This window comes from Methylobacterium sp. 391_Methyba4 (assembly GCF_029691625.1).
Taxonomy (GTDB): Bacteria; Pseudomonadota; Alphaproteobacteria; order Rhizobiales; family Beijerinckiaceae; genus Methylobacterium; species Methylobacterium fujisawaense.
In genome coordinates this window covers 1544190-1570902 of the sequence record NZ_CP121475.1, presented here as the reverse complement: position 1 = coordinate 1570902, position 26713 = coordinate 1544190, and the positions used below count along the sequence as shown (strand labels likewise).

24 protein-coding genes, 6 pseudogenes and 3 other annotated features are annotated in these 26713 nt (G+C 63.8%); of the genes and pseudogenes, 12 read left to right on the top strand and 18 right to left on the bottom strand.

Annotated elements, in window-relative coordinates; translation table 11 throughout:
* The first annotated feature begins 19 nt into the window (after positions 1 to 19).
* A complete protein-coding gene (locus P9K36_RS07505) occupies positions 20 to 619 on the top strand; it encodes an acyltransferase (protein ID WP_278306809.1) in 600 nt (199 codons plus the stop codon).
* A 209-nt stretch (positions 620 to 828) separates the two neighbouring features.
* Entirely contained in the window at positions 829 to 1902 is a 1074-nt protein-coding gene (locus tag P9K36_RS07500; protein ID WP_278306808.1) for an FkbM family methyltransferase, read from the top strand.
* 306 nt (positions 1903 to 2208) lie between these two features.
* Here P9K36_RS07500 and P9K36_RS07495 read toward each other — a convergent pair.
* The 5 genes and pseudogenes from P9K36_RS07495 to P9K36_RS07475 form a co-directional block, all read right to left on the bottom strand.
* Positions 2209 to 2720, bottom strand: a pseudogene (locus P9K36_RS07495) (transposase); the annotation flags it as partial.
* A gap of 140 nt (positions 2721 to 2860) precedes the next feature.
* Positions 2861 to 3079 (bottom strand): annotated as a pseudogene (locus P9K36_RS07490) (transposase); the annotation flags it as partial.
* A 239-nt stretch (positions 3080 to 3318) separates the two neighbouring features.
* On the bottom strand, positions 3319 to 4350 hold the full coding sequence (locus P9K36_RS07485) for an IS110 family transposase (RefSeq protein ID WP_278306807.1): 1032 nt from the start codon (positions 4348 to 4350) through the stop codon (positions 3319 to 3321).
* A gap of 121 nt (positions 4351 to 4471) precedes the next feature.
* Positions 4472 to 5700, bottom strand: a protein-coding gene (locus P9K36_RS07480; protein WP_278306556.1) for an IS3 family transposase whose coding sequence is annotated in 2 segments (ribosomal slippage) — positions 4472 to 5412 and positions 5412 to 5700 — 1230 coding nt in all. Because the reading frame shifts where the segments join, the coding sequence is not laid out codon by codon here.
* Positions 5303 to 5419, bottom strand: a sequence feature (AL1L pseudoknot). Its footprint overlaps the gene before it by 117 nt.
* 12 nt (positions 5701 to 5712) lie before the next feature.
* Positions 5713 to 5910: a hypothetical protein gene (locus P9K36_RS07475; protein WP_278306806.1), complete on the bottom strand. Its 198-nt coding sequence runs from the start codon at positions 5908 to 5910 to the stop codon at positions 5713 to 5715.
* A 62-nt stretch (positions 5911 to 5972) separates the two neighbouring features.
* On the opposite strand from P9K36_RS07475, the gene P9K36_RS07470 reads away from it, so the two are divergent.
* Positions 5973 to 7250 (top strand): IS110 family transposase, encoded by a 1278-nt coding sequence (locus P9K36_RS07470; protein ID WP_278306805.1) that lies wholly within the window; start codon positions 5973 to 5975, stop codon positions 7248 to 7250.
* A gap of 238 nt (positions 7251 to 7488) precedes the next feature.
* On the opposite strand, the pseudogene P9K36_RS07465 reads toward P9K36_RS07470, so the two are convergent.
* The 3 genes and pseudogenes from P9K36_RS07465 to P9K36_RS07455 all read right to left on the bottom strand — a co-directional run.
* A pseudogene (locus tag P9K36_RS07465) lies at positions 7489 to 8345 on the bottom strand (IS3 family transposase); the annotation flags it as partial.
* A gap of 285 nt (positions 8346 to 8630) precedes the next feature.
* Positions 8631 to 9479: an alpha-1,2-fucosyltransferase gene (locus P9K36_RS07460; RefSeq protein WP_278306804.1), complete on the bottom strand. Its 849-nt coding sequence runs from the start codon at positions 9477 to 9479 to the stop codon at positions 8631 to 8633.
* A gap of 165 nt (positions 9480 to 9644) precedes the next feature.
* A complete protein-coding gene (locus P9K36_RS07455) occupies positions 9645 to 11351 on the bottom strand; it encodes a glycosyltransferase family A protein (protein ID WP_278306803.1) in 1707 nt (568 codons plus the stop codon).
* Positions 11352 to 11942: 591 nt separating this feature from the next.
* On the opposite strand from P9K36_RS07455, the gene P9K36_RS07450 reads away from it, so the two are divergent.
* Positions 11943 to 13171 (top strand): IS3 family transposase gene (locus tag P9K36_RS07450; protein WP_278306556.1). Its coding sequence is split into 2 segments (ribosomal slippage): positions 11943 to 12231 and positions 12231 to 13171, totalling 1230 coding nucleotides; the frame shifts between segments, so codons are not numbered across the junction.
* Positions 12224 to 12340: a sequence feature (AL1L pseudoknot), on the top strand. It overlaps the preceding gene by 117 nt.
* A 39-nt stretch (positions 13172 to 13210) precedes the next feature.
* Here P9K36_RS07450 and P9K36_RS07445 read toward each other — a convergent pair.
* The 3 genes and pseudogenes from P9K36_RS07445 to P9K36_RS07435 form a co-directional block, all read right to left on the bottom strand.
* Positions 13211 to 14161, bottom strand: a pseudogene (locus tag P9K36_RS07445) (Y-family DNA polymerase); the annotation flags it as partial.
* Positions 14158 to 14610, bottom strand: a complete 453-nt coding sequence (gene umuD / locus P9K36_RS07440; protein ID WP_278307265.1) for a translesion error-prone DNA polymerase V autoproteolytic subunit — start codon at positions 14608 to 14610, stop codon at positions 14158 to 14160. The gene umuD and the pseudogene P9K36_RS07445, both read right to left, overlap by 4 nt.
* A gap of 5 nt (positions 14611 to 14615) precedes the next feature.
* Positions 14616 to 14810, bottom strand: coding sequence for a hypothetical protein (locus tag P9K36_RS07435; protein WP_347568050.1), 195 nt, complete (start codon positions 14808 to 14810; stop codon positions 14616 to 14618).
* Between the two features lie 199 nt (positions 14811 to 15009).
* On the opposite strand from P9K36_RS07435, the gene P9K36_RS07430 reads away from it, so the two are divergent.
* From P9K36_RS07430 to P9K36_RS07420, 3 genes are all read left to right on the top strand, one after another.
* Positions 15010 to 15207 (top strand): hypothetical protein, encoded by a 198-nt coding sequence (locus P9K36_RS07430; protein WP_347568049.1) that lies wholly within the window; start codon positions 15010 to 15012, stop codon positions 15205 to 15207.
* Between the two features lie 16 nt (positions 15208 to 15223).
* Positions 15224 to 15478 (top strand): hypothetical protein, encoded by a 255-nt coding sequence (locus P9K36_RS07425; RefSeq protein ID WP_278306800.1) that lies wholly within the window; start codon positions 15224 to 15226, stop codon positions 15476 to 15478.
* A 71-nt stretch (positions 15479 to 15549) separates the two neighbouring features.
* Complete coding sequence (locus P9K36_RS07420) at positions 15550 to 15798, top strand: hypothetical protein (protein ID WP_278306799.1); 249 nt, start codon at positions 15550 to 15552, stop codon at positions 15796 to 15798.
* A gap of 2 nt (positions 15799 to 15800) precedes the next feature.
* Here the strand turns inward: P9K36_RS07420 and P9K36_RS07415 are convergent, their stop codons facing one another.
* Positions 15801 to 16118, bottom strand: a complete 318-nt coding sequence (locus tag P9K36_RS07415; RefSeq protein ID WP_278306798.1) for a hypothetical protein — start codon at positions 16116 to 16118, stop codon at positions 15801 to 15803.
* An 88-nt stretch (positions 16119 to 16206) separates the two neighbouring features.
* Here P9K36_RS07415 and P9K36_RS07410 point away from each other — a divergent pair, with 88 nt between their 5' ends.
* A complete protein-coding gene (locus P9K36_RS07410) occupies positions 16207 to 16755 on the top strand; it encodes a metal-dependent phosphohydrolase (RefSeq protein ID WP_278306797.1) in 549 nt (182 codons plus the stop codon).
* A 77-nt stretch (positions 16756 to 16832) separates the two neighbouring features.
* Here the strand turns inward: P9K36_RS07410 and P9K36_RS07405 are convergent, their stop codons facing one another.
* Complete coding sequence (locus tag P9K36_RS07405) at positions 16833 to 17486, bottom strand: ABC transporter ATP-binding protein (protein ID WP_278306796.1); 654 nt, start codon at positions 17484 to 17486, stop codon at positions 16833 to 16835.
* A 185-nt stretch (positions 17487 to 17671) separates the two neighbouring features.
* On the bottom strand, positions 17672 to 18322 hold the full coding sequence (locus P9K36_RS07400) for an FkbM family methyltransferase (RefSeq protein WP_278306795.1): 651 nt from the start codon (positions 18320 to 18322) through the stop codon (positions 17672 to 17674).
* Positions 18323 to 18937: 615 nt separating this feature from the next.
* Here P9K36_RS07400 and P9K36_RS07395 point away from each other — a divergent pair.
* Together P9K36_RS07395 and P9K36_RS07390 are read left to right on the top strand one after the other, a co-directional pair.
* Positions 18938 to 19306, top strand: a complete 369-nt coding sequence (locus P9K36_RS07395; protein ID WP_278306794.1) for a hypothetical protein — start codon at positions 18938 to 18940, stop codon at positions 19304 to 19306.
* Positions 19307 to 19696: 390 nt separating this feature from the next.
* Positions 19697 to 20652, top strand: a protein-coding gene (locus P9K36_RS07390) for an IS630 family transposase (protein ID WP_278306793.1) whose coding sequence is annotated in 2 segments (ribosomal slippage) — positions 19697 to 20048 and positions 20048 to 20652 — 957 coding nt in all. Because the reading frame shifts where the segments join, the coding sequence is not laid out codon by codon here.
* A 160-nt stretch (positions 20653 to 20812) separates the two neighbouring features.
* On the opposite strand, the gene P9K36_RS07385 is transcribed toward P9K36_RS07390, so the two are convergent.
* The 4 genes and pseudogenes from P9K36_RS07385 to P9K36_RS07370 form a co-directional block, all read right to left on the bottom strand.
* A complete protein-coding gene (locus tag P9K36_RS07385) occupies positions 20813 to 21628 on the bottom strand; it encodes a DUF268 domain-containing protein (RefSeq protein ID WP_278306792.1) in 816 nt (271 codons plus the stop codon).
* A gap of 206 nt (positions 21629 to 21834) precedes the next feature.
* Positions 21835 to 22074 (bottom strand): annotated as a pseudogene (locus P9K36_RS07380) (IS630 family transposase); the annotation flags it as partial.
* A gap of 39 nt (positions 22075 to 22113) precedes the next feature.
* A protein-coding gene (locus tag P9K36_RS07375) for an IS3 family transposase (RefSeq protein WP_278306556.1) occupies positions 22114 to 23342 on the bottom strand; the annotation gives its coding sequence in 2 pieces (ribosomal slippage) (positions 22114 to 23054 and positions 23054 to 23342; 1230 coding nt in all).
* Positions 22945 to 23061: a sequence feature (AL1L pseudoknot), on the bottom strand. Its footprint overlaps the gene before it by 117 nt.
* A gap of 50 nt (positions 23343 to 23392) precedes the next feature.
* A pseudogene (locus tag P9K36_RS07370) lies at positions 23393 to 23794 on the bottom strand (transposase); the annotation flags it as partial.
* A gap of 266 nt (positions 23795 to 24060) precedes the next feature.
* On the opposite strand from P9K36_RS07370, the gene P9K36_RS07365 reads away from it, so the two are divergent.
* Positions 24061 to 24396 carry a hypothetical protein gene (locus tag P9K36_RS07365; protein WP_278306791.1) on the top strand — a complete coding sequence of 112 codons (336 nt, stop codon included), beginning with the start codon at positions 24061 to 24063 and terminating at the stop codon, positions 24394 to 24396.
* Positions 24397 to 24606: 210 nt separating this feature from the next.
* The gene (locus P9K36_RS07360) at positions 24607 to 26643 is read left to right on the top strand and encodes a rhamnan synthesis F family protein (RefSeq protein ID WP_278306790.1); all 2037 of its coding nucleotides are present in this window, start codon (positions 24607 to 24609) and stop codon (positions 26641 to 26643) included.
* Positions 26644 to 26713 lie beyond the last annotated feature (70 nt).

Sequence of the window (26713 nt, the reverse complement as noted above, 5' to 3'; positions counted from 1 at the left end):
ATCGGGGTAGCTGAAAGATATGCCTGTCAGGATTGACGACCGCGGTGCGAACAATCAGGTCGACGCGCCTTCCGGGTTCCTGGAGACCTACGACGGAACGATCACCTTCGAGGGGCACCACAACCACGTGGTGATCGGGCACGGGTCGCACTGCAACGGCATGTCGATCCTGTGCCGATCGCACGGCACGATCCACGTCGGCGACCACGTCCGACTCGAGACTCTCCATGTTTACCTGCTGGCCGCCTCGAAGCTGATCGTCGGCGAGCACACCGCCTTTGTGGGCGACGCCTCGATTGCCGCCCACGAGGCCCGTGACGTCACCATCGGCCACAATTGCCTAATCGCGGGCGGGGTGAGCTTCACGGTCAGCGACATGCACTCGATTGTTGACGTGGATACCGGCGAGCGGGTCAACCCACCCCGCCCGATCCAGGTCGGTCACCGTGTCTGGCTCGGGACCAAGTCGACGCTTCTGAAGGGCACCACGATCGGGGACGGCTCGATCGTGGCCGCCAATTCCCTCGTGAGCGGCGAGGTCGCCGCCAACGTTCTCGTGGGGGGCATTCCTGCCAAGGTGCTCCGCAACCGCGTGACGTGGCGCAACGACTTGATCTGAACGGCCGCCCTCTCGCCGAGCGCCCCGCACGGCCCCTTCGTCGCAGACGGCCTTGTCCTCGCCGCATTGCCGCGACACCTCCCGAGGCGTCACGCGTGCGAGCCCCCGATCGTTCCGCGGTGTGACGAACCCTGTCCGATGCCTATCGACGGCGCACAGGGCCGGGGGGCGAGCCTCGCCGATTTCCGAATTGCCGTAGCGGGTGATCCATGCTGGATGCGTTGGAACAAATGAATCTCGCGGGCCACTGGGTGGAGTGCATTCTCCATGTCGGGGCCAACGAGGGCCAGGAACGACACGATTACGAGGCCAACGGCGCCAGCCCGTGCCTCTATGTCGAGCCGGTCGACGGAGCCTTCGCTGCCTTGAAGGCCAACCTTGCCGGCATGCCGTTTCACCGAGCGATCCAGGCGGTCTGTGCCGAGCGCGAGGGTGAAGAGGTTCTGTTCAATGTGGCCAGCAACGGCGGCCAGTCCTCAAGTCTCCTGGCCCTTGGCGCGCATGCCGAGCACCACCCGGACATCGTCTACACCAGTGCGCAGCGGATGGTGACGACCACGGTCGATCGGATTGTCGCCGAGCACAGCTTGGGACGGGTGCCCAACCTCTTGGTGATCGATGCGCAAGGCTCCGACCTGCGGGTGCTACAGGGGGCGACGCGGACCCTGCCGGCGTTGGACGGGGTGTATGTCGAAGTCAGCGAGGCCCCGCTCTACGAGGGCGGCTGTACGTTGGAGGAGGTCACGGGCTTCCTTAGAGGCTTCGATTTGCGCCTGCGCTGGTTGCGCCTCGACGGTGCGGGCCACGGTGAGGCGTTCTACTGCCGACCGAAGCCGGGAGCTGTAAGCATGCCCGACTACGATGGGGTGCTGAGTGAGGGCAAGCCAGCGGTCCAGAGCAGTCTGTGTGAGTGGTCCTACTTCGATGCGGCGAACGGACCTCAGGGCGGTGTGGACGGTCCGCTGACTGGGCGACCCGGGTTCCACACGGACATTGAGGACGCGCCGTGGTGGCAGGTGGATCTCGAGGCGGTGCACGCCTTGAACGAGGTACGGGTTTTCAACCGCATGGACTGCGCCCGGGAGCGCTCGCGGACGCTACAGGTGCTCTTGTCGGACGATGGCGAGACCTGGCGCTGCGTACATGACCAGGCTGGTCGCACGTTTGGTGGCGCGGACGGGCGTCCGCTGCAGGTCCGGCTCGCGGGGGAGCGAGCCCGTTACGTGCGCCTGCAACTGGCTGAACGCGCGTTCCTTCACCTCGACAAGGTGCGGGTGTTCTGACCACGGTTGCGCCGAGCCGGACCGGCCGCGTCCATAGCCGTCTCTCCGTGGCCCGCCGCAGCGCTCTGGCAGATCGGCCTTCATCCGTTCTCCTGCGAGGCCGACGTCCCGACGGGCTAGGCATCAGCCGGCAGACGGCAGAACTGTGACCGGCGCGGTCGAGGGATCCGGCTGAGTCAGGCGAGCGGTGGCGGCCCGGCGCACCCTGCGCCGCTGCTCTGCGGTGGGTCAGAGCCGGCTTGACTGTCTATTTACTTCGATGCGTAGCTGTCGATCTGTAATTACCCATGCCTGTGATGGCAGGGTTCAGGCACCGATGGTTTTGAGGACGGTGCTGAAGGGGCTGCTGCCTGTGAGGCGGGCGGTGTCAACGACGGTGCGGATGGCGGCCTTGCCCTCAGCCGCCCACAGGGCGCGGTAGCCGTTGGTCACCTTCCGCTGCACGACGGCCGAACGAAGCAGCCGCTCGGAGCCGTTGTTCGTCGGCTCGACCTGGCCGGGATAGGCGAGGAAGACCAGGAGCTGATCGCGCGCGGCTGATCTTGGCCTAGAGCTCGCGGGTCAGGTCACAGCAGCTCGGCGTGGCCAGGATGGCGCCGAGTTGCCGATCCAGGCTGCGGCGCTTGGCCGAGAGCGTCGAGGCAGCCAAGTCGGTGACGCGCTCGGCCAGGGCAAACACGCTCTGCAACCAGAGTTGCAGGCGCCAGGGGACGGGATCGTCGCTGGCCTCGACGGCGTAGGCGACGTCGCGGGCCATGCGCCAGGCAGGTCTGGTGCTCGGCGGCATGGCCCTGCTGGGCGGTGTAGCGATCCGAGAGGGACTGTCAGGAATTCCGTGTGCGGGCGGCGGGTTGAACATCAGGCCGCCATGGCCCGGGTGAAGCGCTCGCCGAAGATGACGGCGAACTGCGCCTTGGCCATGACCTGACCGGTATTTTGGACCGAGCCGAGTGGGAGGCTACTGCATAGTAGCGGCGATGGGTAGCCGGAAGGCCAGATCTGGGAAGCTGACAGGCGCGGCTGGCCGATAGCCAAGCGACGAGTGCGGTCGGACGCGGTTGTAGGTGGATTGCCATAGACCAATCACGATCTGTGCCTCCTTCAGCGAGTAGAAGATCTCTTGGCGTAGGCACTCGTCGCGCAGCTTGCCGTTGAAGCTCTCACAGTACCCGTTCTTCTCTAATCGATATAGCGCATGTCAATGGACGCGGTGATCCCCCGTGGATCTCATGCTTCTCTTCGAGGTCGGTATGCAACCGCCTCAGGATGGGGTGCTGAAGGGCGGCGGGACCAATCTCCCTTACGCGGCCTTGGCATCCGCAGATGCCGGGCACAGGAACGGGTCCGTCCTCGCCTAACCCTCGTCCCCACGGGGACACCATTCCGCGACGCGCGCGGATCTCGTCGGCAGCCGGATCAGGCCATGGCAGGTCGTCCCTGCGGGTGGAACACGCTGCCGTCGCGCCACATCCGGTGGAGCACGACCGCCAAGCGGCGCGCGAGGGCGACGCGCGCCTTCTCCAGCCCGCGGCGCTTGGCGATTGCCAGAGCCCAGTGGCGCAAGGACGAGGGTTTCGTGGCGTGTACCAGCATGCTGGTGGCAGCCTCGTACAGTGCGTGACGCGTGAGCGCGTCGCCGGTTTTGGTGATCGTTCCCGAACGATCCGTCTCGCCGGACTGGTAGCGGCGTGGCGTCAAACCGAAGTGGGCGCCCACGTCGCGCGAGCGGGTGAAGCGCTCGGCCTGATCGACCGTTGCGCGGAAGGCCAGCGCCGTGATCGGGCCGACGCCAGGCACCGTCATCATCCGCCGGCAGACCTCCTCCTCGCGGACCGTCTGTAAGACCATCCGATGCAGGGCCTCACGCTGCGCCAGCAGCGCGGCCTGCACGAGCAGAACGGGTTCGACGACCCGCAGGAGGCTTGGCCGGTCAGCGAGCAACTCGCGCACGCGCACCGCAAACCCGGCGCGCCCTACGCGCCCGATCTTCAGCCCGAAGCCGCGTAGCGTGCCGCGGATCTCGGCCTCGACGTCGATCAGCTTGTTGACGAGCAGGCGACGCTGGGTGAGGAGCAGGCGCCACTCCTGCGCTTGTTGCGTCTTGACGTGTACCGCCTTGAACCAGCCGGTACGCATCAGCTGCGCTATGCCGCGTGCGTCCCCGCGGTCGGTCTTGACCGGCATGGCGCCCAGCGCCGCCTTGGTGTGGCGGGTCTCGACGCATATCGTCGGCAGCCCGTGAGCGACGAGGCCGGCGTGCAGCCACTGCGAGAGCGGTCCCGCCTCCAGGCCAACCCGCTCGACGGTCAGAGCGGTTTGCCCGAGGTAGGCGGCAATCACGTCGGGACCGGTGTCGATTTTGGTCTCGCGCACGATCCGGCCGGCCGCGTCGAGCATGCACAGGCTGGTTTGGTCGAGGGAGACATCGAGGCCAACATAGTGGAGCATGGTAGCAGCCCTTCCGGATCGTTGGATCGGTCTGGTGAGCTTGCGCGACTCAAGACCGATTACGCCATCTCCCACGGCGATGTGAATCGCGCCGGGTTTTCCGGAGGCCGTTTGGTTTGGCTCAGGCGGCCAAGGCTTGGACCTCGGCCTGGGCATAATAGCGTGCCTCCGCCTCGGCGGGAGGGATGTGGCCGATCGGTTCGAGCAGCCGACGGTGGTTGAACCAGTCCACCCATTCGAGCGTGGCAAACTCGACCGCCTCGAACGAGCGCCACGGCCCGCGTCGATGGATGACCTCCGCCTTGAACAGGCCGATCACCGTCTCGGCGAGAGCGTTATCGTACGAGTCGCCAACACTGCCGACGGAGGGTTCGACGCCCGCCTCGGCCAGGCGCTCGGTGTAGCGGATGCTCACATATTGCGATCCGCGATCCGAGTGACAGACGAGGCCGCTGCCGGCGAAGGGGCGGCGCTCGTGCAGGGCCTGCTCCAAGGCATCGAGCACGAAGTCGGCCCGGGCCGAGCGCGACACACGCCAGCCCACGATCCGGCGGGCGAAGACGTCGATCACGAAGGCCGCATAGACGAAGCCGGCCCAGGTGGCGATGTAGGTAAAATCCGCCACCCATAGCCGGTTCGGGCATTCGGCCCTGAACTGCCGATTGACCCGGTCGAGCGGGCAGGCCGCCGCCGGATCGGGAACGGTGGTGCGAACCCTCCGCCCCCGGACGACGCCAGCCAAGCCCATCGTTCGCATCAGCCGGGCCACCCTGCAGCGCGCCACAACGATCCCTTCGCGGGCGAGCTGCCGCCAGACCTTGCGCACGCCGTAGACCCGGAAGTTCGCCTCGTACACGCGCCGGATCTCGACCATGAGGGCCGCGTCCCGCTTAGCTCGAGCCGGCAGCCTCCCGGGATCGGCTCGTCGCGCGGCATGGGCGTGGTACGTCGACGGGGCGATCGGCAGAACCTTGCAGATCGGCTCGACCCCGTAGAGCGCACGATGATCGTCGATGAAGGCGATCATGACCGGAACCGGCGGTCGAGCTCCGCCTGGGCAAAATACGCGCTCGCCTTCCTGAGGATCTCGTTGGCCTGCCGGAGCTCGCGGTTCTCCCGCTCTAGAGCCTTGATCCGCTCGCGCTCATCCGTCGTCGGTCCGGCCCGCACGCCCCGGTCGCGCTCGGCCTGGCGGACCCACTTGCGCAGCGTCTCGCCAGAGCAACCGATTTTGGCCGCGATTGACTGGATCGCGGCCCATTGCGAACCGTGCTCGCTCTCATGCTCCCGGGCCAGCCGGACTGCCCGCTCGCGAACCTCAGGGGAAAAGGGTGGGGTATGCTTCGTCATGGCTCCAGTCTCTCAAGAGTTGGAGCCTCCGAAAATCCCGGCGCGATTCAATCCTGGCGCGTACTGGATCTGTGCTCCGGCTTTGGCGACCCATTTGCGCAACGCCTTGGAGATCATCTCAGGGCCGTAGCACATCGGGAAGATGGCTCGACGGTTCTGGGGCGGCGCGCGAAGCCATGCTGAGCGCAGCGCGCCGCCCTGGGCGGTCATGGCCGATCGGCAGGTCTCTAGAGTGACGGTGTTCGAAGCCTCATTCCGGAGACGGATCGACCATGACCAGACAACAGCTTACGCCGCCGGCCGGCGTTCTCGTAGCCATCGACGTCGCCAAGGCCCGCAACGAGGTCCTCATCGAGGTGCCCGGCTCCGGCCGACGACGCCGGTCGAGCGTCCTCAACACCCGCGCCGAGCACGACCGTCTGATCGCGCTGCTGTCGGACCTCGGTCAGCCGGTGACCTGCGGCTTCGAGGCCACCGGCAACTATCACCGCCCGATCGCCTGGCGCCTGCTCCAGGCCGGCTTTGCCGTGCGCCTGATCTCCTCCGTGGGGCTCGCCCGCACCCGCGAGGCCCTGCACAACGGCTGGGACAAGAACGACCCGAAGGACGCCCAGGTCATGCTGCACATGATCCGCATCGGCGCCTCGCAGGTCTACCACGACCCGCTCGCCGCCGGCATCAACGACGTGCAGGAACTGTCCAAGACGCACGACGCCGTCTCAAAGGCCAAGACCGAGGTGCTGCATCGGATCCTGACCCACTACCTGCCGCTATACTTCCCGGAGGTCGACCGCTTCCGCCATAACAGCCGCTCGGACTGGTTCTTCGCGTTCCTCGATCGCTTCCCCACGCCCGCCAGCATCACCGCGCTGAGCAAGGAGGCCTTCATCGCTGCCGCCTGGGATGTCGTCGGGCGCAAGGTCGCCAAGGCGCAACTGCTCGGCGACATCTACGAGACGGCCCGCAGCTCGATCGGCCTGCCGGTGCCGCCTGACGCTCCGGCGGTGAGCATGTTCCGGCTCGTCATCGGCGAGGCGCGCGGGCTGATCCAGCAGCGCGATGCCATCGAGGCCACGGCCGACGCCCTCCTGACCGACAGCTCCGACTACAAGCTGCTGCGCCGCATCCCCGGTATCGGCCCGATCAACGCCCTGACCATCCTGGCTGAGGCGGGTGACCTGCGCCGCTTCGGCCATCACCGGCAGTTCCTGAAGTTCTGCGGGCTCGATCTGGCCACCCAGCAATCCGGCACCTTCCGCGGCCAGACCAAGCTGTCGAAGTACGGCAACGCCCGGCTCCGGCGTACGCTCTGGCTGGCTGGGCAGGTGGCCATCCGGCAGCGGGAGAACGGTTTCCGCGACAAGTTCGAGCGCTACATTGCCCGCGACCGGCACGATGCCGACCTGCGGCGCAAGGCGCTGACCGCGATCACCGCCAAGATGGCGCGCGTGGTGCACGCCGTCATCAAGACCGGTGCCGACTACCGGCCCTTCGTCGAGGGACCGGTGCCAGGTGGGAGAACCCCTCTCAGCAGAGCCGTGAGGGCGTGAGAACCACGACCCTGTAGATAATGCTCGGGTCTCCTGCCTGAATCGACATCTCGTGTTGAGGACGGTGAGGACCACGGTGCCGCGTGCATCGGCTGGATCCTGTGTTCGCTATGGCCGAGAGTTCATCCGGATCGGCAGGAGCCGCCTGGATCGACGTTGACGACAAACACACCGCGGGCGCATGTTCGCGGACGGAGACCTGTTGCCTAGCCAGCCGTCCTTCCTCGCTACGTAGGACGTTATCGCAGCGGATGTGCTCTGGGATGCCGTGCAGGCACATGGCGTCGGCCAGTGCCTCGATCACGCCGAGGCTGTTGATCCGCCGCGCCACCTTCAGCGCGAGGCACGCCCGGCTGTGCTCGTCGATCAGCGTCAGGATGCGCAAGGTTCGGCCGTCGTGCGTCTGGGCCTGCACGAAGTCGAAGCTCCAGACGTGGTTACGGTGGAGCGGGCGCAGCCGCACGCACGAGCCGTCGTTCAGCCAAAGCCGGCTGCGCGGCCGGTGCTTCTGCGGGACCTTCAGCCCCTCGCGACGCCAGATGCGCTGAACCCGGTCCTTGCCCACCTGCCACCCTGCCGCCTGCAGCAGCGCGGTGACGCGGCGATAGCCATAGCGCCCGTACTCGGACGCCAGGGCGATGATGGCCTGGGTCAGCTCATCCTCGTCCGCCAGCAAGGTCGGCACGTAGCGTTGCGTGCCGCGGTGCTGACCGACGATCCGGCAGGCGTGACAATCCGAGAGGCCGTACTTCTCCCGGATCCCGTCCACCGCCTGCCGGCGTCGCGCGGGGGCTCCAAGTTTTGCTGTCGCTGCCCTTCGGGTCCCGCGGCAACGTCCGCCAGCACCTGCTTTTCCAGGGACAGGTCCGCCACGAGCCGCCGCAACCGGGCGTTCTCGCGCTCCAGGTCCTTCATCTTCCTGGCCTGGTCGACCTGGAGGCCGCCGTACTCCTTGCGCCAGCGATAATAGCTCTGCTCGGAGATCTACGCCTCCTTGCACGCCAGTGACAAACTCTTGCCCTGGGCTGTCTGCACCTCGATCTGGCGCAGCTTCAGCACCACCTGCTCCGCGCCCGTCTTCTGACCTCGCCGCATGTCCGACTCCTTCGGTCCTGGCTGATCCTCTCAATCAGCCCGGTCCAAAGCCAGCCGGTCAGGTCAGTCGACACCGCCCGCCTCACAGGCAGCAGCCCCTTCAGCACCGTTCTCAAGACCATCGGTGCCTGAACCCCGCCATCACAGGCCTGAGTAATTACTTCGATGTAGACATGCGCCGGTCAACGTAGCAAATTCCATCATTTTGGGTTGGAGAGGGACAGGTTTGCTAAATTGACAGCCGACCTACGACGTAAGCTAATCAGGACTAACAGATCGTCCCTATTATGGCATGTCGCGTTGTCCAGAGATGGGCAGCGATCTCCAATTGGCTGGTATAAGATCTTGGGTATCTAGCCCGGCCGTTGCAAACCACGGATTAGGCGCAATTACGATTTTGTCAGGCTTGTCACACAGCCATGCCGACCACCAGCTAAACGAACTGTTCGACAAGATATTATGGCGGCACCGGGACATAAGATGAAGATCTCGACAAGCCTTCAGCCCGCTTTCTTCGCGTTCCTCAGGGATATCGACAAAGACAACGTCCAGGCCCTCGAATTTCCCCCTACACCACTCAATATCGTCGGAGAAAAAATAAAAGCGGGGATTTCCTAGTTCGTCCCGCATCATATCGACCGCTTGACGGAAATAATCGGGCGCAGCAAGCCCGTGGAATGCCTGAGTTGTTTGGTTATTTGCATAGTCCCCCCGACGAACATGAACTCCAACCGATTCAACATTCTGTATCTCGTTTGAAATTGACTGGTAAGTTTCTGGCCAAGCGAGACGGAGCTGAAAATCAGTGCGGATGCGATCTGCTACTGCCGAAAAATATAAAGGACTTTGCCAATACCCCCTATAACGTATGCTCTGACTGTGAGTGTGGGCGAGTGCGTCGAAATGAAAATGAGGTTCTTCATAGAGCGGCACTGAATTATCTAGACTCTGCTCGCTCACAACTCCTGCAATTCGGAAATGGCCAAGATTGAATTGCCGCAGAGGATAACTCGCAAAACCACTTACATCGAGCCAAAGCTCAGCCTCGTGGCAAATCGCAGCAGCCCGTCCAAACGCATACTGAAACATTTGGTTTCCTAGGCCGCCGATGATTTCGACAATGATTTGTTGCATCGTTACCTCCGCCATTCTCTGCAAACACAATATTACCCGAAAACGGTTAAATTAACTGCTTGGAAAAAATTACCCCGGTGAAAATCTTACCGTCCTCCAATCCTATTGAGCAGGATAGAAAATCTTTAGACGCACCTTGCCCGTCGCCGGTGTCATTGTCGTCGGCTAAGAGATCCTATCGATATAAGAGGCGATGCCCCGGCAAAGGGCGGGTGCAACGATGTATCGATTTGCAAGCGTGTTTAGAAGCGTGGTATCATGCTGTAAGGTACTCTCGTCAGCCGCAACGATAAATGAAAAGTTTTCTCCAAATTCGGAAATGAAGTTGAATACCTCACCAGCAGCAGGCTCGGCGCTTTCACATTCGGTCCTGATTTCATTTGGTCGGTAAAAAATAAGCTTATAGGACTTCAAGACCGAGTAGAATTTTTCAATAAATCCAAAGCTGAAGTTCGAAGTTCCGACGTGTATAGTGCCGCCGGGCGCGAAGTTTTCAAGAACCCGCAGCGCTATAATCTGTAAATCGGACTCGGCGCATTTATATTCAGCTTTTGTCAGATCGATTATAGCGAGATCATCCGATTGTTCTGGCGCCGCTGAGTCTACTTGCGATCCTCCAGTGAATAGAATGAGGAATTTTCGACCCCGTTCTAGGCGAATTATGCCTTCGATTAGATCCAAAAGATAATTTCCGCCGCCTCCTACATAGGAGGGCGCGAAAACTACATCTGTAAATTGACGGCGCTCAATAAGCTCGCATATACGGTAGTAAGTAGCGCCTCCGACTAGCGGAGGCGCTAAATTGCTATATGCCGGCAGGCTGGAATGTGATCGAGTATTAATAGCTGGATCGAGTTTGCTTGCGGCGCGGATCAGCTCTTCTACCAACGGATTGCCCGTAAACTCTTGAGTGATTATTTTAGGATCTTTCGAATTGATTTCCCCGCTTTTGAACCGAACAAAATCTCGTGCGCAGCAAGAAAGAAACTTCTTTGGTGCAAATAGCGCAGTCGGCGGGATTTGCTGAACGGAGGTTCTGTCCGCGACGCGTCCTAGGCTATTTGAACGTCGTCTGTAAAACAGAATTGTGCCGCGGCCAATCACAAAATCACAACCTTTGGCAATAGATTCGCAAGCGAAGTGCCAGTCTTCAAAAGCGTAATCGCTATTTGGACCTACATCAACGTATTTGCTGAGATCAAAAATCGACCTGTGGGCGAAGATCCTTGAGACACTGGGGTGATAAGTCAAAAATCCCAACCTGCTGACGCAATCTGTCCCATAGTACTCTACTAAAAATTTCTCTTGACCAAAAGCAAGAAGGTACTGCGGAATAACGATTGCCTTAGGTCCAGACCGCTTCGCCGTGGCATACAGCGTGCTAAACATATTGAAAGATATTAAATCGTCCGCGTCGCAGGTGGCAATGTATTCACCTGTGGCCGCAGATATGCCCTCGTTCCGGGCAAGTCCAAGAGATCCATGATCGCACTTAACTGTAACGACTTGGTCAAAAGCATTAAATTCCTGTTTCCTAAGCCATTCCTCCGTCGAGGGAACAGGTTGATCTAAGACTATTGCCAACTCGAACTTGAGTCCAAACGATTTCGCGTGCCGCACAGACTCCTCTAAGGACGCGACGGTCCTCTGTAGATATTTTGTTTCATCGTGCGCATTGAGAACTAAGGTTATGTCAGTGGAGGTTTTGCGAGACATGTAGCCCACTACGAAGCCGAAATCAGGTGCGCCGATAATGGGCATCAGCGGTATGCGTACGGTATAGCGCACCTTTTTCGCAAGCGGCATTATACGAGCTGGCCGCGGTTCCAGCTCCTCGCCAAAGTGGGATTGCCCCGGTTTATCAAGCGACATCCGGACCTGGGTCCTTCCGCACTTCTGGTGCAGATCCGAGTCGAAGGGCCGCGTCGCGCAGATCGGGAACCGGTCTCACCCAACGAGGATGACCAAGCGCCTGCTGCCTTCCATCCCCGCAGATCTCATCGTCGATCAGGTCCAGCCCAGTCCGGGTCGACTGATCATCCTCACCCGTCCGCGCGCCGCGACGGCCGCCTGTCCAACATGCGGTCGCGCTTCCCCGCGGCTGCACTCGCACTACACCCGCACCCTCGCCGATCTGCCCTGGCAGGGACGGCACGTCCGCGTCGCAGTCCGAGCCCGGCGCTGGCGCTGTCCAGCCAATGACTGCCCTCGTCGCATCTTCGCCGAACGCTTGCCGAGCGTGGCGATGCCCGGGCACGACGGACCGGGCGGCTCGGTGACTTGCAGCGCCACCTCGGCCTCGCGCTCGGCGGCGAAGGGGGAGCCCGGCTGTCTGTTCTGCTTGCCATCCCGACGAGCGGCGACACGCTCCTGCGTCTGCTACGATGCGGTTCACCTGACGAGCCGAAGCGATTGAATCGCGCCGGGATTTTCGGAGGCTCCAACTCTTGAGAGACTGGAGCCATGACGAAGCATACCCCACCCTTTTCCCCTGAGGTTCGCGAGCGGGCAGTCCGGCTGGCCCGGGAGCATGAGAGCGAGCACGGTTCGCAATGGGCCGCGATCCAGTCAATCGCGGCCAAAATCGGTTGCTCTGGCGAGACGCTGCGCAAGTGGGTCCGCCAGGCCGAGCGCGACCGGGGCGTGCGGGCCGGACCGACGACGGATGAGCGCGAGCGGATCAAGGCTCTAGAGCGGGAGAACCGCGAGCTCCGGCAGGCCAACGAGATCCTCAGGAAGGCGAGCGCGTATTTTGCCCAGGCGGAGCTCGACCGCCGGTTCCGGTCATGATCGCCTTCATCGACGATCATCGTGCGCTCTACGGGGTCGAGCCGATCTGCAAGGTTCTGCCGATCGCCCCGTCGACGTACCACGCCCATGCCGCGCGACGAGCCGATCCCGGGAGGCTGCCGGCTCGAGCTAAGCGGGACGCGGCCCTCATGGTCGAGATCCGGCGCGTGTACGAGGCGAACTTCCGGGTCTACGGCGTGCGCAAGGTCTGGCGGCAGCTCGCCCGCGAAGGGATCGTTGTGGCGCGCTGCAGGGTGGCCCGGCTGATGCGAACGATGGGCTTGGCTGGCGTCGTCCGGGGGCGGAGGGTTCGCACCACCGTTCCCGATCCGGCGGCGGCCTGCCCGCTCGACCGGGTCAATCGGCAGTTCAGGGCCGAATGCCCGAACCGGCTATGGGTGGCGGATTTTACCTACATCGCCACCTGGGCCGGCTTCGTCTATGCGGCCTTCGTGATCGACGTCTTCGCCCGCCGGATCGTGGGCTGGCGTGTGTCGCGCTCGGCCCGGGCCGACTTCGTGCTCGATGCCTTGGAGCAGGCCCTGCACGAGCGCCGCCCCTTCGCCGGCAGCGGCCTCGTCTGTCACTCGGATCGCGGATCGCAATATGTGAGCATCCGCTACACCGAGCGCCTGGCCGAGGCGGGCGTCGAACCCTCCGTCGGCAGTGTTGGCGACTCGTACGATAACGCTCTCGCCGAGACGGTGATCGGCCTGTTCAAGGCGGAGGTCATCCATCGACGCGGGCCGTGGCGCTCGTTCGAGGCGGTCGAGTTTGCCACGCTCGAATGGGTGGACTGGTTCAACCACCGTCGGCTGCTCGAACCGATCGGCCACATCCCTCCCGCCGAGGCGGAGGCACGCTATTATGCCCAGGCCGAGGTCCAAGCCTTGGCCGCCTGAGCCAAACCAAACGGCCTCCGGAAAACCCGGCGCGATTCACATCGGATCATCTCGGTCGTGTTCGCTCGTGTGATAGAAGACCGTGACGTGGTTGGTGCCCAGCCCCTCGCGCCGCAGTTTCTCGCCGAGCCGTGTCGCATGCGCGGCCACCGCCTCCTCCGGCACCGCCCGCTCGGTGATCCGGCTGGAGAACGAGCGCGTCACCGCGCAACCCTTCCGCCGCGCCGGCACCATCTCCAGCGGCAGGCAGGCCGCGCCGCGCAGCTCGTAGATGATCCGCTCGCCCACCACGGTGAGGCCCTTGCGCACCGGTCGCCGGTCGAGGTCGCGCAGGTCCGCCACGCTCTCCACGCCCATCGCCTGGAGCTTGGCGAGCGAGGCCCGGCCGATGCCCCAGACCTCGCCGACGTCGATCCGGCACAGCCAGTGCGCGTAGGCCGCCGGGTCGGTCAGGTCGCACACGCCGTCCAGCACCGGCACGGTCTTGGCGATTTGGTTGGCGAGCTTGGCCAGCGTCTTGGTCGGGCCGATGCCGACGCAGGTCGGGATCCCGGTCCAGGCCCGGACCGTGGCGCGCAGGTCTCGGGCGAGCTCGACCCGCAAGGCCGGTGCGACGTCCGACAGGTTCAGGAAGCTCTCGTCGATGGAGTAGATCTCCACCTGCGGGCTGAACTGCCGGTAGACCGCGTTGGTCCGCCCCGACATGTCGCCGTAGAGGGTGTAGTTCGACGAGAATACCCGCACGCCCTGGGCGCGGCACAGGTCGCGGATCTTGAAGAACGGATCGCCCATCTTGATGCCGAGCGCCTTGGCCTCGGCGGTCCGGGCGATGGCGCAGCCGTCGTTGTTCGAGAGCACGATCACCGGCACCGCGGCGAGCTTCGGGTCGAACACGCGCTCGCACGAGCAGTAGAAGCTGTTGCCGTCGATCAGCGCCACGGCGCGGCCGCCACCGATCCGGTCGCGCTGCCGGGCCTCCGGCGTGCTCACGAGACTCGCCCGCGGGCAACGTGCCAGCGGATCGAGAAGCGCACCACGCCCCAGATCACGCCCTCGCCGAACTCGTCGACCGCGAAGGCCGGCAGGTCCGGGTTGCAGAAGGCGAGCCGGGCGACGTTGCCGTCGATCACGAGGCGCTTGCAGCTCATCTGGCCGTCGATCGCCGCGACGACGATGCGGCCGTGGCCGGCCGTGAGGCTGCGGTCGACGCAGGCGAGGTCGCGGTCATAGATTCCGGCGCCCTCCATGGACGAGCCAGCGATGCGCCACAGGAAGGTGGCGGGCGGGTTCGGCACGAGCCAGCGCGGCAGCTCCAGCGCGCCCTCCAGAAAGTCGTCGGCGGGCGATGGGAAGCCTGCGCACAGCGCCTGCCCGATCAGCGGCACGCGGACGGCGTCGGGGCTCCCGACCAGCAGCGCGTCGATCGGGTGGACCGGCACGGGGCTCAGGCCGTCCCTGCGCGGCATCGTGCGTATCCGCGGGAGATCAGCCGGCCTTGTGCGAGCACGCGCGCTTCGGCGTCTCGCAGGTCGGTGAGCGCATCCTCCACCGCCCGAACGAGGGCGGCCCAGGCATCGCCGGAGGCGGCCCGGTGATAGGCCAGGGCGATCACCTCGGCCTCGGACAGACGGATCTCCACAGGCGGTTCGTGCCGTTGGGCATGCATCCGGATCACAACCTCGACTAGAACACATAGGGAACAAAGCCCGATGGTGAGGCGTGACTCAATGGCCGTGTCGGATCCCGCGGAGATCGCAGTGGGCACGTGTGGAGAGGTCGGGAAAAGGCCAATGCCGCGGAGACTTTATCGCTTCCACTGCCTGGGAGGCGGTGATGCCGTGTTCGACCTGCAGGGGCGGTGGCTGTCGAGCATCCGCGAAATCCGGCAGCACGCGGACCGGGTGGCGCTGGCCCTGATGGAGGGGGTCGGCTGCCAGGATTGGACCGTGTGGTCGGTGGACGTGCGCGATGCCGCAGGCCGGCCGGTGCTGTTCCGCGCGTTCACTGCGGTACGGGTCGGCAGCAAGTCGGCGTAAGGGCGGGAGCGGCACCATGGCGATGACGACCAGCTACCTGGTGCAGCCGTTCGAGATCCACCGCAAGCGCCTGCGCCCGGCCCGCCAGGAGCCGGCGCAGACGGAGAGCGGCGCGCTGAAGAAGGCCGAGACCCTGGCCAGGCGGATGCCGGGCGCAGCGGCGCTGAAGGTGGTGGCCGACGACGAGACCGGCGAATTGGAGGGCGTCACGATCCTCGGCCAGTGGGGCGAGATCCCCGACGACTTCGCCGAGAGCCTGCAGGGCGGGTAGAACGAGCGATTGGCTAGGATCCCGAGCTCAGGAGAGAGGGAACCGGCAGCCTGCATCCAGCTTGGCTCGGCATGCCTGGAAAAACACCCGCCAAGAAGAAGCCAGTCAAGGCAAAGGCCGCCGAGAAGGCGCCCCGCAAGATCGGCCTACCAACGCAGCTTGCGGCGATCCAGACGCGTTATCGCGATGCGCTGCTCGTTGCAGCCGAGCTGCCCTACGCAGAGCAGGGCGATCGCATCCGGTCCGCATTAGCGACGCTGCTCGCGCAGAAGGCCGCGCTGGGCGTGAGGGATGGCGAGGAACTCGCCGAAGTAGAATAGCCCTACCGCGCCACTCCACGCGCCGCGAACTCCCAGACCGGGGGACCCCAGGTCTGCCCGGGCTTCGTCCGGTAGCCAGAGAAACGGTCGAACACGATCCGGTCCGGCTCGACGCCGACGACCCGGCTGTCGTTGACCATCAGCGCGCCGGCAGACTCGACCCGGAGAAAGCCGTGCTCGGGGTGGACGCCGAACAACTGCGGCGCCGTCCAACCGAGCCGGTGCGCCTCGGCGCCGTGCTGGTCGAGGAAGGCCAGCGAGTTCGCGCGCGTTGCCGTCCGTCTCGCCGGAGTGAGATACCGGCGCGGTGAGGCGCGCATGGACGGGCGCTGGGGTGATTCGTCTGATAAGATCGGGACCCAAGTTTAGCTGATGAACCCTGCAGGACAGTTAGGTCGAGAAACGTTGGTGTCCCAGCTCATTCTGCCGCCCTTGCGCCGAACTGCAGCTGACGCTGCCGATGTCGCGGCCGTCATTCACAAAGACGGCATCGACGAGGCTGGCCAGCCGTTCATAGGTCACCTTGCCCGCGTCGCCGCGAGCGTCCGTCGCCTTGCGGAGTGGTGCCCATTTTGGAGCGACGATCACCGTGACGACGCGGAGCAGGTCGCTTGGTTACACGATGTAATCGGAACCGCGGGCGCTACGGAACGGCGCCTTCGGCAGGAAGGCTTCTCGCTTATCGTGATCGAGGCGGTTGCGGCTCTGACGCCACAAGAGGGCAAATCTTACCAAGACTTGATCAACGCGATCATGCGTGACGGGGGGCTAACCACAGTATTGGTAAAGCTGGCCGATCTGGACGACACTCTTGATCCGAGATGGTTGGCTAGATTGGCGAACGATAGTCGGTCAAAAATCGAGCGGCAGTATCGAGCTGCCCGGTTGCAAATGATCGAGGCCGCCGTTGAAAAGGGATGGCAGGGAAGCTCTAGCGCAATCGCGCCCTTGCAGTAGCTAAAGCATATAGCGCTTGAGCTCCAACGGGCCGATCTTAAAGACCGCTGCCCACGACAACTGAACTACGCGGCTCGCTAGGCATTCAACCGGCGATAGACCTCGATGGCGTCGTTCACGTCCTCGTAGATGATCGCGCGGCCGTTGAGCAGGACTAGCCCCTGTGTGCACCACTGGCGGATCGTCTCCATGGAGTGCGAGACCATGATGACGTCGGCGTGCTTCCGCCGCTGCGAGAAGACCTCGTCGCAGCGTTTGCCGAAACGAGCATCGCCGACCGAGGTGATCTCGTCGATCAGATAGCAATCGAACGGGATCGCCATGCTCATGCCGAAGGCGAGCCGCGCGCCCATGCCAGACGAGTACGTGTAGATCGGCATATCGAGATAGCTGCCGAGCTCCGAGAAGTCCTCGACAAAGTCCAGCACTTTTCGTGGATTCTCCCCGTAGATCCGGGCCACGAACATTACATTGTCGCGCCCGGTCATTTTTGGGTGGAAGCCGCCTGCGAAGCCGAGCGGCCAGGAGACCCTGACGCCGCGATGGATCCGGCCTCGCGTCGCGGCCTCGGTGCCGGCGATCAGCCGCATCGTGGTCGATTTTCCGGCGCCGTTGATGCCGAGGATGCCGTAGGAGACGCCCGGCTTCAGAGTGAACGACACCTGCTCCAAGATGGTCCGCTTGTGGCCATCGGTGCGGTAGACCTTACTGACTTTCTCGAAGCGGATCACCGAGAGTGTCTCCTATCGTCGACTCCGAAGCATGAGCCCGGCGCCGTCCCGCTACGGCAACAACGTGACCGTTTGCGGGCGACGCCTTTGTTCATCCATCGCAAGCCGCGGGCAAGTCGGCACCAAACCCCGTATGCGGTCGAGTGTGAAGCCCCGCCGCCCCTATGACGCTGACGACTCCGAGATCACGCTGAAACGTAAACATCACCCCAAGCGTCGCTATCAGCCGCGCATGCGCCTTTGAGGTGAGCTATCGCCGTTTCGACGTCGGCCCAATCCGCTAGCGCATATTCTTCTGCCTCGCCCAAGCTAAAATTGAAGTGCCTATAACCCAGGCCGCGCGCATACCACATGATATCTCTCGCTTCCGCCTCGAACTCCGTGGTAAATTCGAAAGATATCGCTCCAATTCGGCGCGTTAACCCAAGCATCACGGATTTCTCAAATCCCTCAACATCAATCTTGGTATACCTTGGAGCTCCATATTCTGAAACAAGCTGGTCTAGTGTTGTCACTTGAACAATCGCTTGATCGTCCCAAACCATATCGCTGAAGCGACCTTTGGTCCAATGCTCGGTGAAGGTCGATATGGTCGGGGCCTGCGTATTGATGCGCATAGTCAATTCGCCAGGCTCTCCTGCCAAACCTTTTGGGACGACCGTAACATTCGGATTGCCATCGAAACGCACTCGTAGCTTCTCAATCATGGCGGGTTGAGGCTCAACCGCGATAACTCTGGCGCCACGATCTGCGAACCATTGCGCCTTGCTGCCAGCATGGGCGCCGATGTCAAATACGAGTTCTCCTGGAAGCACCGAGCGAGCGATTTCGTGCATGGCGTGATCCTGGTGCGCATTCTGCAGCGCGGTCCCGCCTGTGTAGTCGGCGCCCAACTCGATCCGCAACGCCCGCGGCCGAAGTCAGGGCGCCCAGGGCCAGGGTTCAGAAAAAAGCGCTACCGCGCCACGCACCTGCTCGGCCCCGCCCCGATCTGCTCACGGGGCGGGGGAGCGCATACAGATCAATCCGTTCGGACTGCCGTTGGTAACCGCGTGCGGCCGTGGCATGATCGTAAGATGGCAAGCCGCGACAGATACGAATTGACCCTCTCGTGTCCTACTTGCGGGACACAAGGCGTCGCCCGCGTTTCTGACTCAGATAGCAACTGGGGCGGAGCAGATTTCCGGGTGGACAGTTTGCCGGATGGCTTTGAGGAAGGCCCATATACCCGATTCCCGCAGGATGCGACATTCCTCTGTAGTACTTGCGGATCGAAAGCGGACGCTCGCTAAGCGCTAGGGTAAACAAAATTAGCTTGCAGAGTGCAACGTCACACCAGCATGCGAACTGCGGGGATCTGCTGCTATCTCAAAAGTGAATGTTATCGCTGTGTTGGCGGTAGTGGCGGCGCACCAGCCGGGTCAGCACAAGCCTTGAAGGCGGAGTACATCATGAGCGACCAAACTGCCGTTGCGAAAACTATCAAGCGGCTGGATGTAAAATCTCGTCTTGAGTACGCCTTGGCCGCCGTGTCGGTTCTTAGATCTTTGCAAATAACTGACCGAACGATGAAATATAAGCAGTTCGCTCAGGCGATTGGCTTGATATCACTCGATGGGGAATGGGAGGCTTGGCATCAGCAACAAGTGCCCGATATTTTGCGGATCGTCGCCGCGGTCGAGCGTCAAGCAGGCGGCAAAACAGGTGTGGCGTTGGTCGAATTCGAGCGGATCGTGAATGCTGACGGCCAGCCTGGTGCTGGCGTCACCCGCGATACCCGCATCGTCTCAACGCCTCGGTCGCCGGTAGATCCAGAATAAATGCATGAGAAGCCCGCGCCGGCGGACCGGGCGGGCGGATGCCGATGGCAATCGCCTATGGCCAAGGGGCAACAGCCTCGCAACCATCAGTCGCCTATACGATCTGCTTGGCAACGTGAAAGCGCAGGCGATGAGCACAGCGACTGGACGCGACGACCAGCAGGCTGCGAAGCCGGCCCCCAGCGAGACGCAGCGCGACCTCTACGATCCGCATTTCCCGGTTCGGCGGCGCGTGAAAGAGGCTTCGGACCACGTGCGCAGCGAAGTCTTTGACCCTCATTTTCCGAGCCGGGTACGGCTCTAGAGCCGTGCCCTGGCGGGTTGAATCGGTTGGGGTAGGCGATCTGGCTGGCGTGTGATTCACTGGATGGGCGAGAATGGAGGATCGCCATGCCTTCAGCCCTGTCGGTCGATCTGCGCGAGCGTGTGGTCGCCGCGATTGAAGCGGGCGCCTCGCGGCGTCAGGCGGCCCAACGCTTCGGTGTCGGGGCGGCCAGCGCAGTCCGTTGGCACGAGCGCTTCCGACAGGACGGGCAGATCGCGCCCAAGCCCATGGGCGGCGACCGCAACTCGCAGCGTCTGGAAGCGCAGGCCGCCCTGATCCTTCGGCTCAACGAAGAACACCCGCTCTCCTTCCTGCGGGAGCTGCGCGATAGGCTCTCGGAACGCGGCGTCCGGGCCAGCACGAGCAGCCTGTCACGCTTCTTCGCCCGGCATGGGATCACCCGTAAAAAGGGGCTGTCCACGCGGCCGAGCAGGAGCGGTCGGATGTGAGGGCCGCGCGCGAGGACTGGTTCGATCGCCAACCCGACCTCGATCCGGATCGCCTGGTTTTCCTCGACGAGACGGCCGCCACGACGAAGATGGTCCGCCGTTATGGCCGTGCTCCCTGCGGTCAGCGCTGCCGGATCGCCGTGCCCCACGGACACTACAAGACCACCACCATCACCGCCGCCCTGCGCGCCACGGGACTGATCGCTAGGAGCGTCTTCGATGGAGCCACGAATGGAATGCGCTTCCGCGCCTACGTCACCGACATCCTGGCTCCGGTGCTGAGGCCCGGTGACACCGTCGTCCTCGACAATCTGAACGCCCACAAGGTCGCCGGGGTGCGCAAGGCCATCGAGGCGGTCGGCGCACGAGTTCTCTACCTTCCGCCCTACAGTCCCGACTTCAACCCGATCGAGCAGGTCTTTGCCAAGGTCAAAGCCCTCCTCCGAACGGCTGCGGCACGGACCGCCGCCGACCTCATCACCGCCATCGAGAACGCGTTCGCCGCCGTCCGACCGGATGAATGCCGAAACTACCTCACCGCTGCCGGATACGATGCCTATGAGCCAACCTGAAAGGGTACGGCTCTAGCGGCCACTGACTACTTGACCTTCAACACGGTCGCTCTGTCCTAGATTCATCTCCGGCTCCTCTGGTCCGGTCTGATCCTCTCGATCGGCCCGGACCAAATATCAGCCGGTCGGGCCAGAAATCGCCTGCTCGCTTATGTCAAGGCTATATTTTCACCAACTCAAAAAGCCCACAGCCGTAATCAAGACCGAGGCTGCGTGAAATATCAAGGTTCGTGAGTTTCACGTCGTAATTCATGCCGCCTCGATCATCGACGTATGAGAATTCACGAAGCTGAAACCGATGTGTCTCGTACAGTTCGATAATTGCCTTAAGGGAGAAAATCCTATGCGCATTGAACTCGATGCGCTGTCGACCAATGGGTACGGAAAAATAAAATGTACCGCCATCCGAAAGAAGAGCCGATATATTCGCAAATCCTTCGATGTAGCCGCGGGCATCAACTGGATCGCCGTATCGACCAAGCCCGAAGTGTTCGAGTGCGTGCAGACATGATAGGGAGTCGCAGATGCTCGTGAGGGACTTCTGCAGGAAATCGTGCTGCTGAAATATAATATTGGGTATGTTTACGTTAAGAGGCCTAATATCAAATATTTCGACTTCTCGATAGGATGCGACGTGCGCCACAAACCCGTCGATCCTTGATCCGACATCCACGTGTCTATTCGGGCTACGTTGATAAATCCGCCTTGCAGCCCATAAATCTTGATGAAAATAATGTCCAGACGCGGTGCCGCTCTGCTGATCCCATTCATTTAGGATCGGATAATCGACGCCGAAGGGCCAGTCATGCGTGCCTTCGAGTCCAGCGATCAACTTTCTTCGATCATCCTCATATCGGGCAACCGCGGGATCGACGGCCGGCACCTCCGGCCGCTCTTGAGGTAGCGTTATCGCCTCGGCGGCGATCATAGCCGTGTCCTGAAGCATCGTCTGGCGCTTGCGTTTTCTGAAGAACATCTGCTCCTCGCAGCTTCGCGCCAGTCAGCTCGACCTTGCTTTGCGCGCCGCGTCTGGACTGCTGTGCTGGCATAGTCAAGAGAGGCTCACGGGATCCGAGCTAATCGCATAATTCGATGGCGGCCCTCGGATCGCCACCCATTTCGCCGGCATGAGGTAGCGGCACGGCGAGAGTAACCAAGGATGGCGAGGGGGACGCGGCCGGTCTGCGGCTTCTCGTCGACGCACAGCACCAGCGCGCGATCGGGTGGAGCGAGGTAGAGGCCGACGACGTCGCGCACCTTCTCGACGAACGCGGGATCCGCGGAGAGCTTGAAGGTGTCGGCTTGGTGCGGCCGCAGACGGAAGGCGCGCCAGATGCGTGACACTGCACTCTGGCTCATGCCGGTGCGGCGCGCCATCGTGCGGGTGCTCCAGTGTGTGGCGTTGGCCGGTGCCTCTTCCAGTGAATCGCGCCGGGTTTTCCGGAGGCCGTTTGGTTTGGCTCAGGCGGCCAAGGCTTGGACCTCGGCCTGGGCATAATAGCGTGCCTCCGCCTCGGCGGGAGGGATGTGGCCGATCGGTTCGAGCAGCCGACGGTGGTTGAACCAGTCCACCCATTCGAGCGTGGCAAACTCGACCGCCTCGAACGAGCGCCACGGCCCGCGTCGATGGATGACCTCCGCCTTGAACAGGCCGATCACCGTCTCGGCGAGAGCGTTATCGTACGAGTCGCCAACACTGCCGACGGAGGGTTCGACGCCCGCCTCGGCCAGGCGCTCGGTGTAGCGGATGCTCACATATTGCGATCCGCGATCCGAGTGACAGACGAGGCCGCTGCCGGCGAAGGGGCGGCGCTCGTGCAGGGCCTGCTCCAAGGCATCGAGCACGAAGTCGGCCCGGGCCGAGCGCGACACACGCCAGCCCACGATCCGGCGGGCGAAGACGTCGATCACGAAGGCCGCATAGACGAAGCCGGCCCAGGTGGCGATGTAGGTAAAATCCGCCACCCATAGCCGGTTCGGGCATTCGGCCCTGAACTGCCGATTGACCCGGTCGAGCGGGCAGGCCGCCGCCGGATCGGGAACGGTGGTGCGAACCCTCCGCCCCCGGACGACGCCAGCCAAGCCCATCGTTCGCATCAGCCGGGCCACCCTGCAGCGCGCCACAACGATCCCTTCGCGGGCGAGCTGCCGCCAGACCTTGCGCACGCCGTAGACCCGGAAGTTCGCCTCGTACACGCGCCGGATCTCGACCATGAGGGCCGCGTCCCGCTTAGCTCGAGCCGGCAGCCTCCCGGGATCGGCTCGTCGCGCGGCATGGGCGTGGTACGTCGACGGGGCGATCGGCAGAACCTTGCAGATCGGCTCGACCCCGTAGAGCGCACGATGATCGTCGATGAAGGCGATCATGACCGGAACCGGCGGTCGAGCTCCGCCTGGGCAAAATACGCGCTCGCCTTCCTGAGGATCTCGTTGGCCTGCCGGAGCTCGCGGTTCTCCCGCTCTAGAGCCTTGATCCGCTCGCGCTCATCCGTCGTCGGTCCGGCCCGCACGCCCCGGTCGCGCTCGGCCTGGCGGACCCACTTGCGCAGCGTCTCGCCAGAGCAACCGATTTTGGCCGCGATTGACTGGATCGCGGCCCATTGCGAACCGTGCTCGCTCTCATGCTCCCGGGCCAGCCGGACTGCCCGCTCGCGAACCTCAGGGGAAAAGGGTGGGGTATGCTTCGTCATGGCTCCAGTCTCTCAAGAGTTGGAGCCTCCGAAAATCCCGGCGCGATTCAGGATCGCTGCCGGACGATCTGGTTGCGGCGGGTGACCTGCCGGCGTAGCGCCTGGGTCGGCTCGTCTGGAACCCACACCTCCGGCAGGAACCCGCTCGCGTAGAGCTGCGCCAGCACGCCGGCGTCGATCGTGTCGGTCTTGATCTTGGCATGCGCGATCATCCGCACCTGTATCGGGTTGGCGATCACCACCTTCTTCACGTGCGGCGCGAGAACCGCCACAACGGCCGAGGCATTGCCGGTGGCCTCAACCACCACGACGTCATCCGCCGATAGTTGCTCAGCGAAGGCGGTCAGAAGATCGCGACGCATGTCGACGCGACCCATCCGCCTCAGCTTGCCATCATCCCACGCTACCGCTTCCGCGAAGGTGCGATGAATATCCAGTCCGATGATCCGCATGCCCACTCCCCAGTCTGGTTCGTCGACAAAAACGGGAGCTGGCGGGCAACACGAAACCTACCGATCCGCGCTCGCAGCGCATCCGGGAAAGTCGTAAGGGGCGGCCATGTAACGAGTTCGGGCTCTCAGCCCACTGTCTATCGACGGCCTGCCCGCACCTTCGTGCTCCCGGTGCCCCGCGTCCCAGATGGGCTCACCATAATGCCGTTCTCTGGGGAGAACAGCGGTACGAGAAGGCACCACACAGGTACATACCAGATAACGGCATGGTCGAGCGCTACAACGACCGCGTCCAGCGGGAGGTGCTGGGGATCACGCTCTATCGCCACGCCGACCTGGAGATCGTGCTGCGCGGCTTCAACGCCGCCTATAATGGCCGCCGGCAGCGCGTACTCAATGAGCTCTCGCCCGAGATGGTGCTGCGCCAACGTCTCGAAGCCGATCCCGAACTGGCCAACCCAACCTACAAGCCACCCAGTTCCAGCCTCATCAAACAGGCCCTTCGCATCGTTGAAGACGCCAAGGAGGTCTCACATCCAGACATTCAAGCGGTTGTGGTCCATGATATGCGTTTGCCGTCATCGGGCTTCGCTCCGGATTGACTGCGTGGTATGCGGCGCTCACTCAGCGCCTATTACGCATCGCGGGAATTGAAATAGATCTGCCGTCGCCATCTTGGCGACATGAATAACGGCCGGGACCAGAATCTTTGCAGTCAACATCTTATTATTTTGGTTTGAATCATAGTGATGGCGACAAATACAGAAAATCTCTCCGCGGGCGATGATGCTGGTGAAAGCACGGGGCGCGGCTTGTTGGTCGATCGGGACTGGTACAGGGAGCGCTACCCAGATGTGGCGGCGGCAGGCGCAGATCCCTCCGAGCACTTCCGGTCCCACGGACGCTCAGAAGGCCGCTTCCCCAATCCGGCAGCCGAATTGGCGACGCTGGGTGAGGTCGTCGACGCCGTCTGGTACCGCGCGCGCTATCCGGACGTGGCCGCCACGGGAGCCGACCCGGTCCGACACTACGTCCTCTACGGCCGGGCCGAGGGCCGATATCCCAACGCCGATCGTGAGCCGCGGGACGTGTGGGACACCCGGTTCGATCCGACCTGGTACCGGGCGCGGAACGCGGATCTCGGCCCCTTTCAGGACGACCCCCTGGAGCATTTCCGCCGGATCGGCCTTCTCGAGGGCCGGGCCGCCAACGCCGCCGAGGAGGATCGGGCGGCCTGGCGCACGACCTTCGATCCGGACTGGTACCTCGCCCGCAACCCCGACGTCGCCTGGCGCGGCCTCGATCCCCTCGAGCACTTCATCACAGAAGGCCTGATCGACCGCCGCCGTCCGAACCCGCACGCGATCCTCGAGTCGGAGCCGGTCACGGCGGCGCGGATCGACCGCCTTAAAGGCGGCGCGTTCGCTGATGAGGTCGCCCTGTTCATCACGCACGCGCGCGACGGCGCGATCAAGCCGCACGTCGCCCACCATCTCGCTTGCCTGCGGCGTTGCGGGATCGCGTGCGCGCTGATCGTGGCCTGCGACGAGGCCGACGCCGCGGTGACCGGTGCGGCCCTCGGCCAAGCCGATCACGCCTTCCGACGCGCGAATGCGGGCTTTGATTTCGCCGCCTGGGTCCACGTGCTGCGCCTGCACCCCGAGCTCCTCAAGGCCAAGATCCTGTACCTCGTCAACGACAGCGTCTTCGGGCCGACCCATCCGGAGGCGCTGGAGCGGGTGGTCGCCCGGATCCGCGCGAGCGAGGCCGACCTCGTCGGCCTGACCGACAACGCCGACCGGGGCTGGCACATCCAGAGCTACTTCCTCGCGCTCAAAGGGCGCTTCCTGGCCTCGGAGGCGGGCCGGGCGTTCTTCGACGGCGTGGTCGCGTACGCCCACAAGAACGACGTCGTGAACGAGTACGAGACGCAGCTGGCGCGCTACGCGACCGCCCGCGGGTTTCGCGCGGAGGTCCTGTTCCCGACGCCGGACTGGCTCGACACGACGCTGCACAATTGGCGTAAGCTCCTGCGCGCCGGCTTCCCCTACTTGAAAGTCGGGACCGCCCGGGCCCTCGTCCCGGGCGTCGAGACCGCGGACTGGCGCGCCGAGATGGCCGCGCGCGGGTACGACACCGGCCCCGCCGACCGGACGCTCGCGCGGCTCGCCCGGGAGGGAGCGGGGGGCCGTCCCGCGCCGGACGGGACCGGGCGCGACGAGGACAGCTTGGTGCTCGCCGAGATGCACGAGTTCCTGGCCGTCGGTGACGTGCTCGACTTAGCGCCGGGCGCGGCCCCGCTCGTCTCGGTCCTCGCCGTCGTCGATGGCCAGCCGGCGCGGCTCCTGCGCCTGATGCGCGCTCTCGCGGAAGGCCGATCTGCGCCGAGCGAGGTCGTGCTCGTCGACAACGCCTCGATCGACGACACGCATCACGTTCTCGGGCGGCTGGCCGGAGCGACGATCGTGACGAACGTCGCGCCCCTGCCGCCGCTGCGCGCGGCGCGTCAGGCCGCCGCCCGCGCGCGCGCCGACGTCCTCGTCCTCGTACGGCCCGGCGCGGGGCAGGAGGCTGAGCCGAGCGACCCGACCGTGGGTGGAGCGGAGGACGGGCGAGTCCTGCTCGACCTGTTGGAGCGGGTATGGCCGGCCGGTGACGGGCTGAGCTACGAGCCCTTGGCGGCGCCCACCGAGGCGCCCTGGCGGGCTTTCGGCGTCCGCCACCGCAGCGATCGCCTTGGGACGGCCTACGCAATGCTGCGTCGCGACGCGCCGCAGGTGCTGGAGCTGCTAATCGACCTCCTGGAGCCGCCGCGTCAAGGCGAAGCGCCGGACCCAAACGTGCTCTGACAGGGGCACCGGCTCAGGCGAGCGCAGGGCGCGGCCGCCAGCGGGGTGGGCCTCAGCGCCGCCGGATGCC

What these genes read in the sequence shown, in the direction of transcription:
- P9K36_RS07485 (WP_278306807.1), bottom strand. Translation starts at nt 4,350, where the DNA reads ATGCTCCACTATGTTGGCCTCGATGTCTCCCTCGACCAAACCAGCCTG.
- P9K36_RS07425 (WP_278306800.1), top strand. Translation starts at nt 15,224, where the DNA reads ATGGCGATGACGACCAGCTACCTGGTGCAGCCGTTCGAGATCCACCGC.
- P9K36_RS07470 (WP_278306805.1), top strand. Translation starts at nt 5,973, where the DNA reads ATGACCAGACAACAGCTTACGCCGCCGGCCGGCGTTCTCGTAGCCATC.
- P9K36_RS07475 (WP_278306806.1), bottom strand. Translation starts at nt 5,910, where the DNA reads ATGACCGCCCAGGGCGGCGCGCTGCGCTCAGCATGGCTTCGCGCGCCG.
- P9K36_RS07500 (WP_278306808.1), top strand. Translation starts at nt 829, where the DNA reads ATGCTGGATGCGTTGGAACAAATGAATCTCGCGGGCCACTGGGTGGAG.
- P9K36_RS07400 (WP_278306795.1), bottom strand. Translation starts at nt 18,322, where the DNA reads ATGCACGAAATCGCTCGCTCGGTGCTTCCAGGAGAACTCGTATTTGAC.
- P9K36_RS07415 (WP_278306798.1), bottom strand. Translation starts at nt 16,118, where the DNA reads ATGCGCGCCTCACCGCGCCGGTATCTCACTCCGGCGAGACGGACGGCA.
- P9K36_RS07385 (WP_278306792.1), bottom strand. Translation starts at nt 21,628, where the DNA reads ATGTTCTTCAGAAAACGCAAGCGCCAGACGATGCTTCAGGACACGGCT.
- P9K36_RS07505 (WP_278306809.1), top strand. Translation starts at nt 20, where the DNA reads ATGCCTGTCAGGATTGACGACCGCGGTGCGAACAATCAGGTCGACGCG.
- P9K36_RS07455 (WP_278306803.1), bottom strand. Translation starts at nt 11,351, where the DNA reads ATGTCGCTTGATAAACCGGGGCAATCCCACTTTGGCGAGGAGCTGGAA.
- P9K36_RS07460 (WP_278306804.1), bottom strand. Translation starts at nt 9,479, where the DNA reads ATGCAACAAATCATTGTCGAAATCATCGGCGGCCTAGGAAACCAAATG.
- P9K36_RS07365 (WP_278306791.1), top strand. Translation starts at nt 24,061, where the DNA reads ATGGTCGAGCGCTACAACGACCGCGTCCAGCGGGAGGTGCTGGGGATC.
- P9K36_RS07420 (WP_278306799.1), top strand. Translation starts at nt 15,550, where the DNA reads ATGCCTGGAAAAACACCCGCCAAGAAGAAGCCAGTCAAGGCAAAGGCC.
- P9K36_RS07395 (WP_278306794.1), top strand. Translation starts at nt 18,938, where the DNA reads ATGAGCGACCAAACTGCCGTTGCGAAAACTATCAAGCGGCTGGATGTA.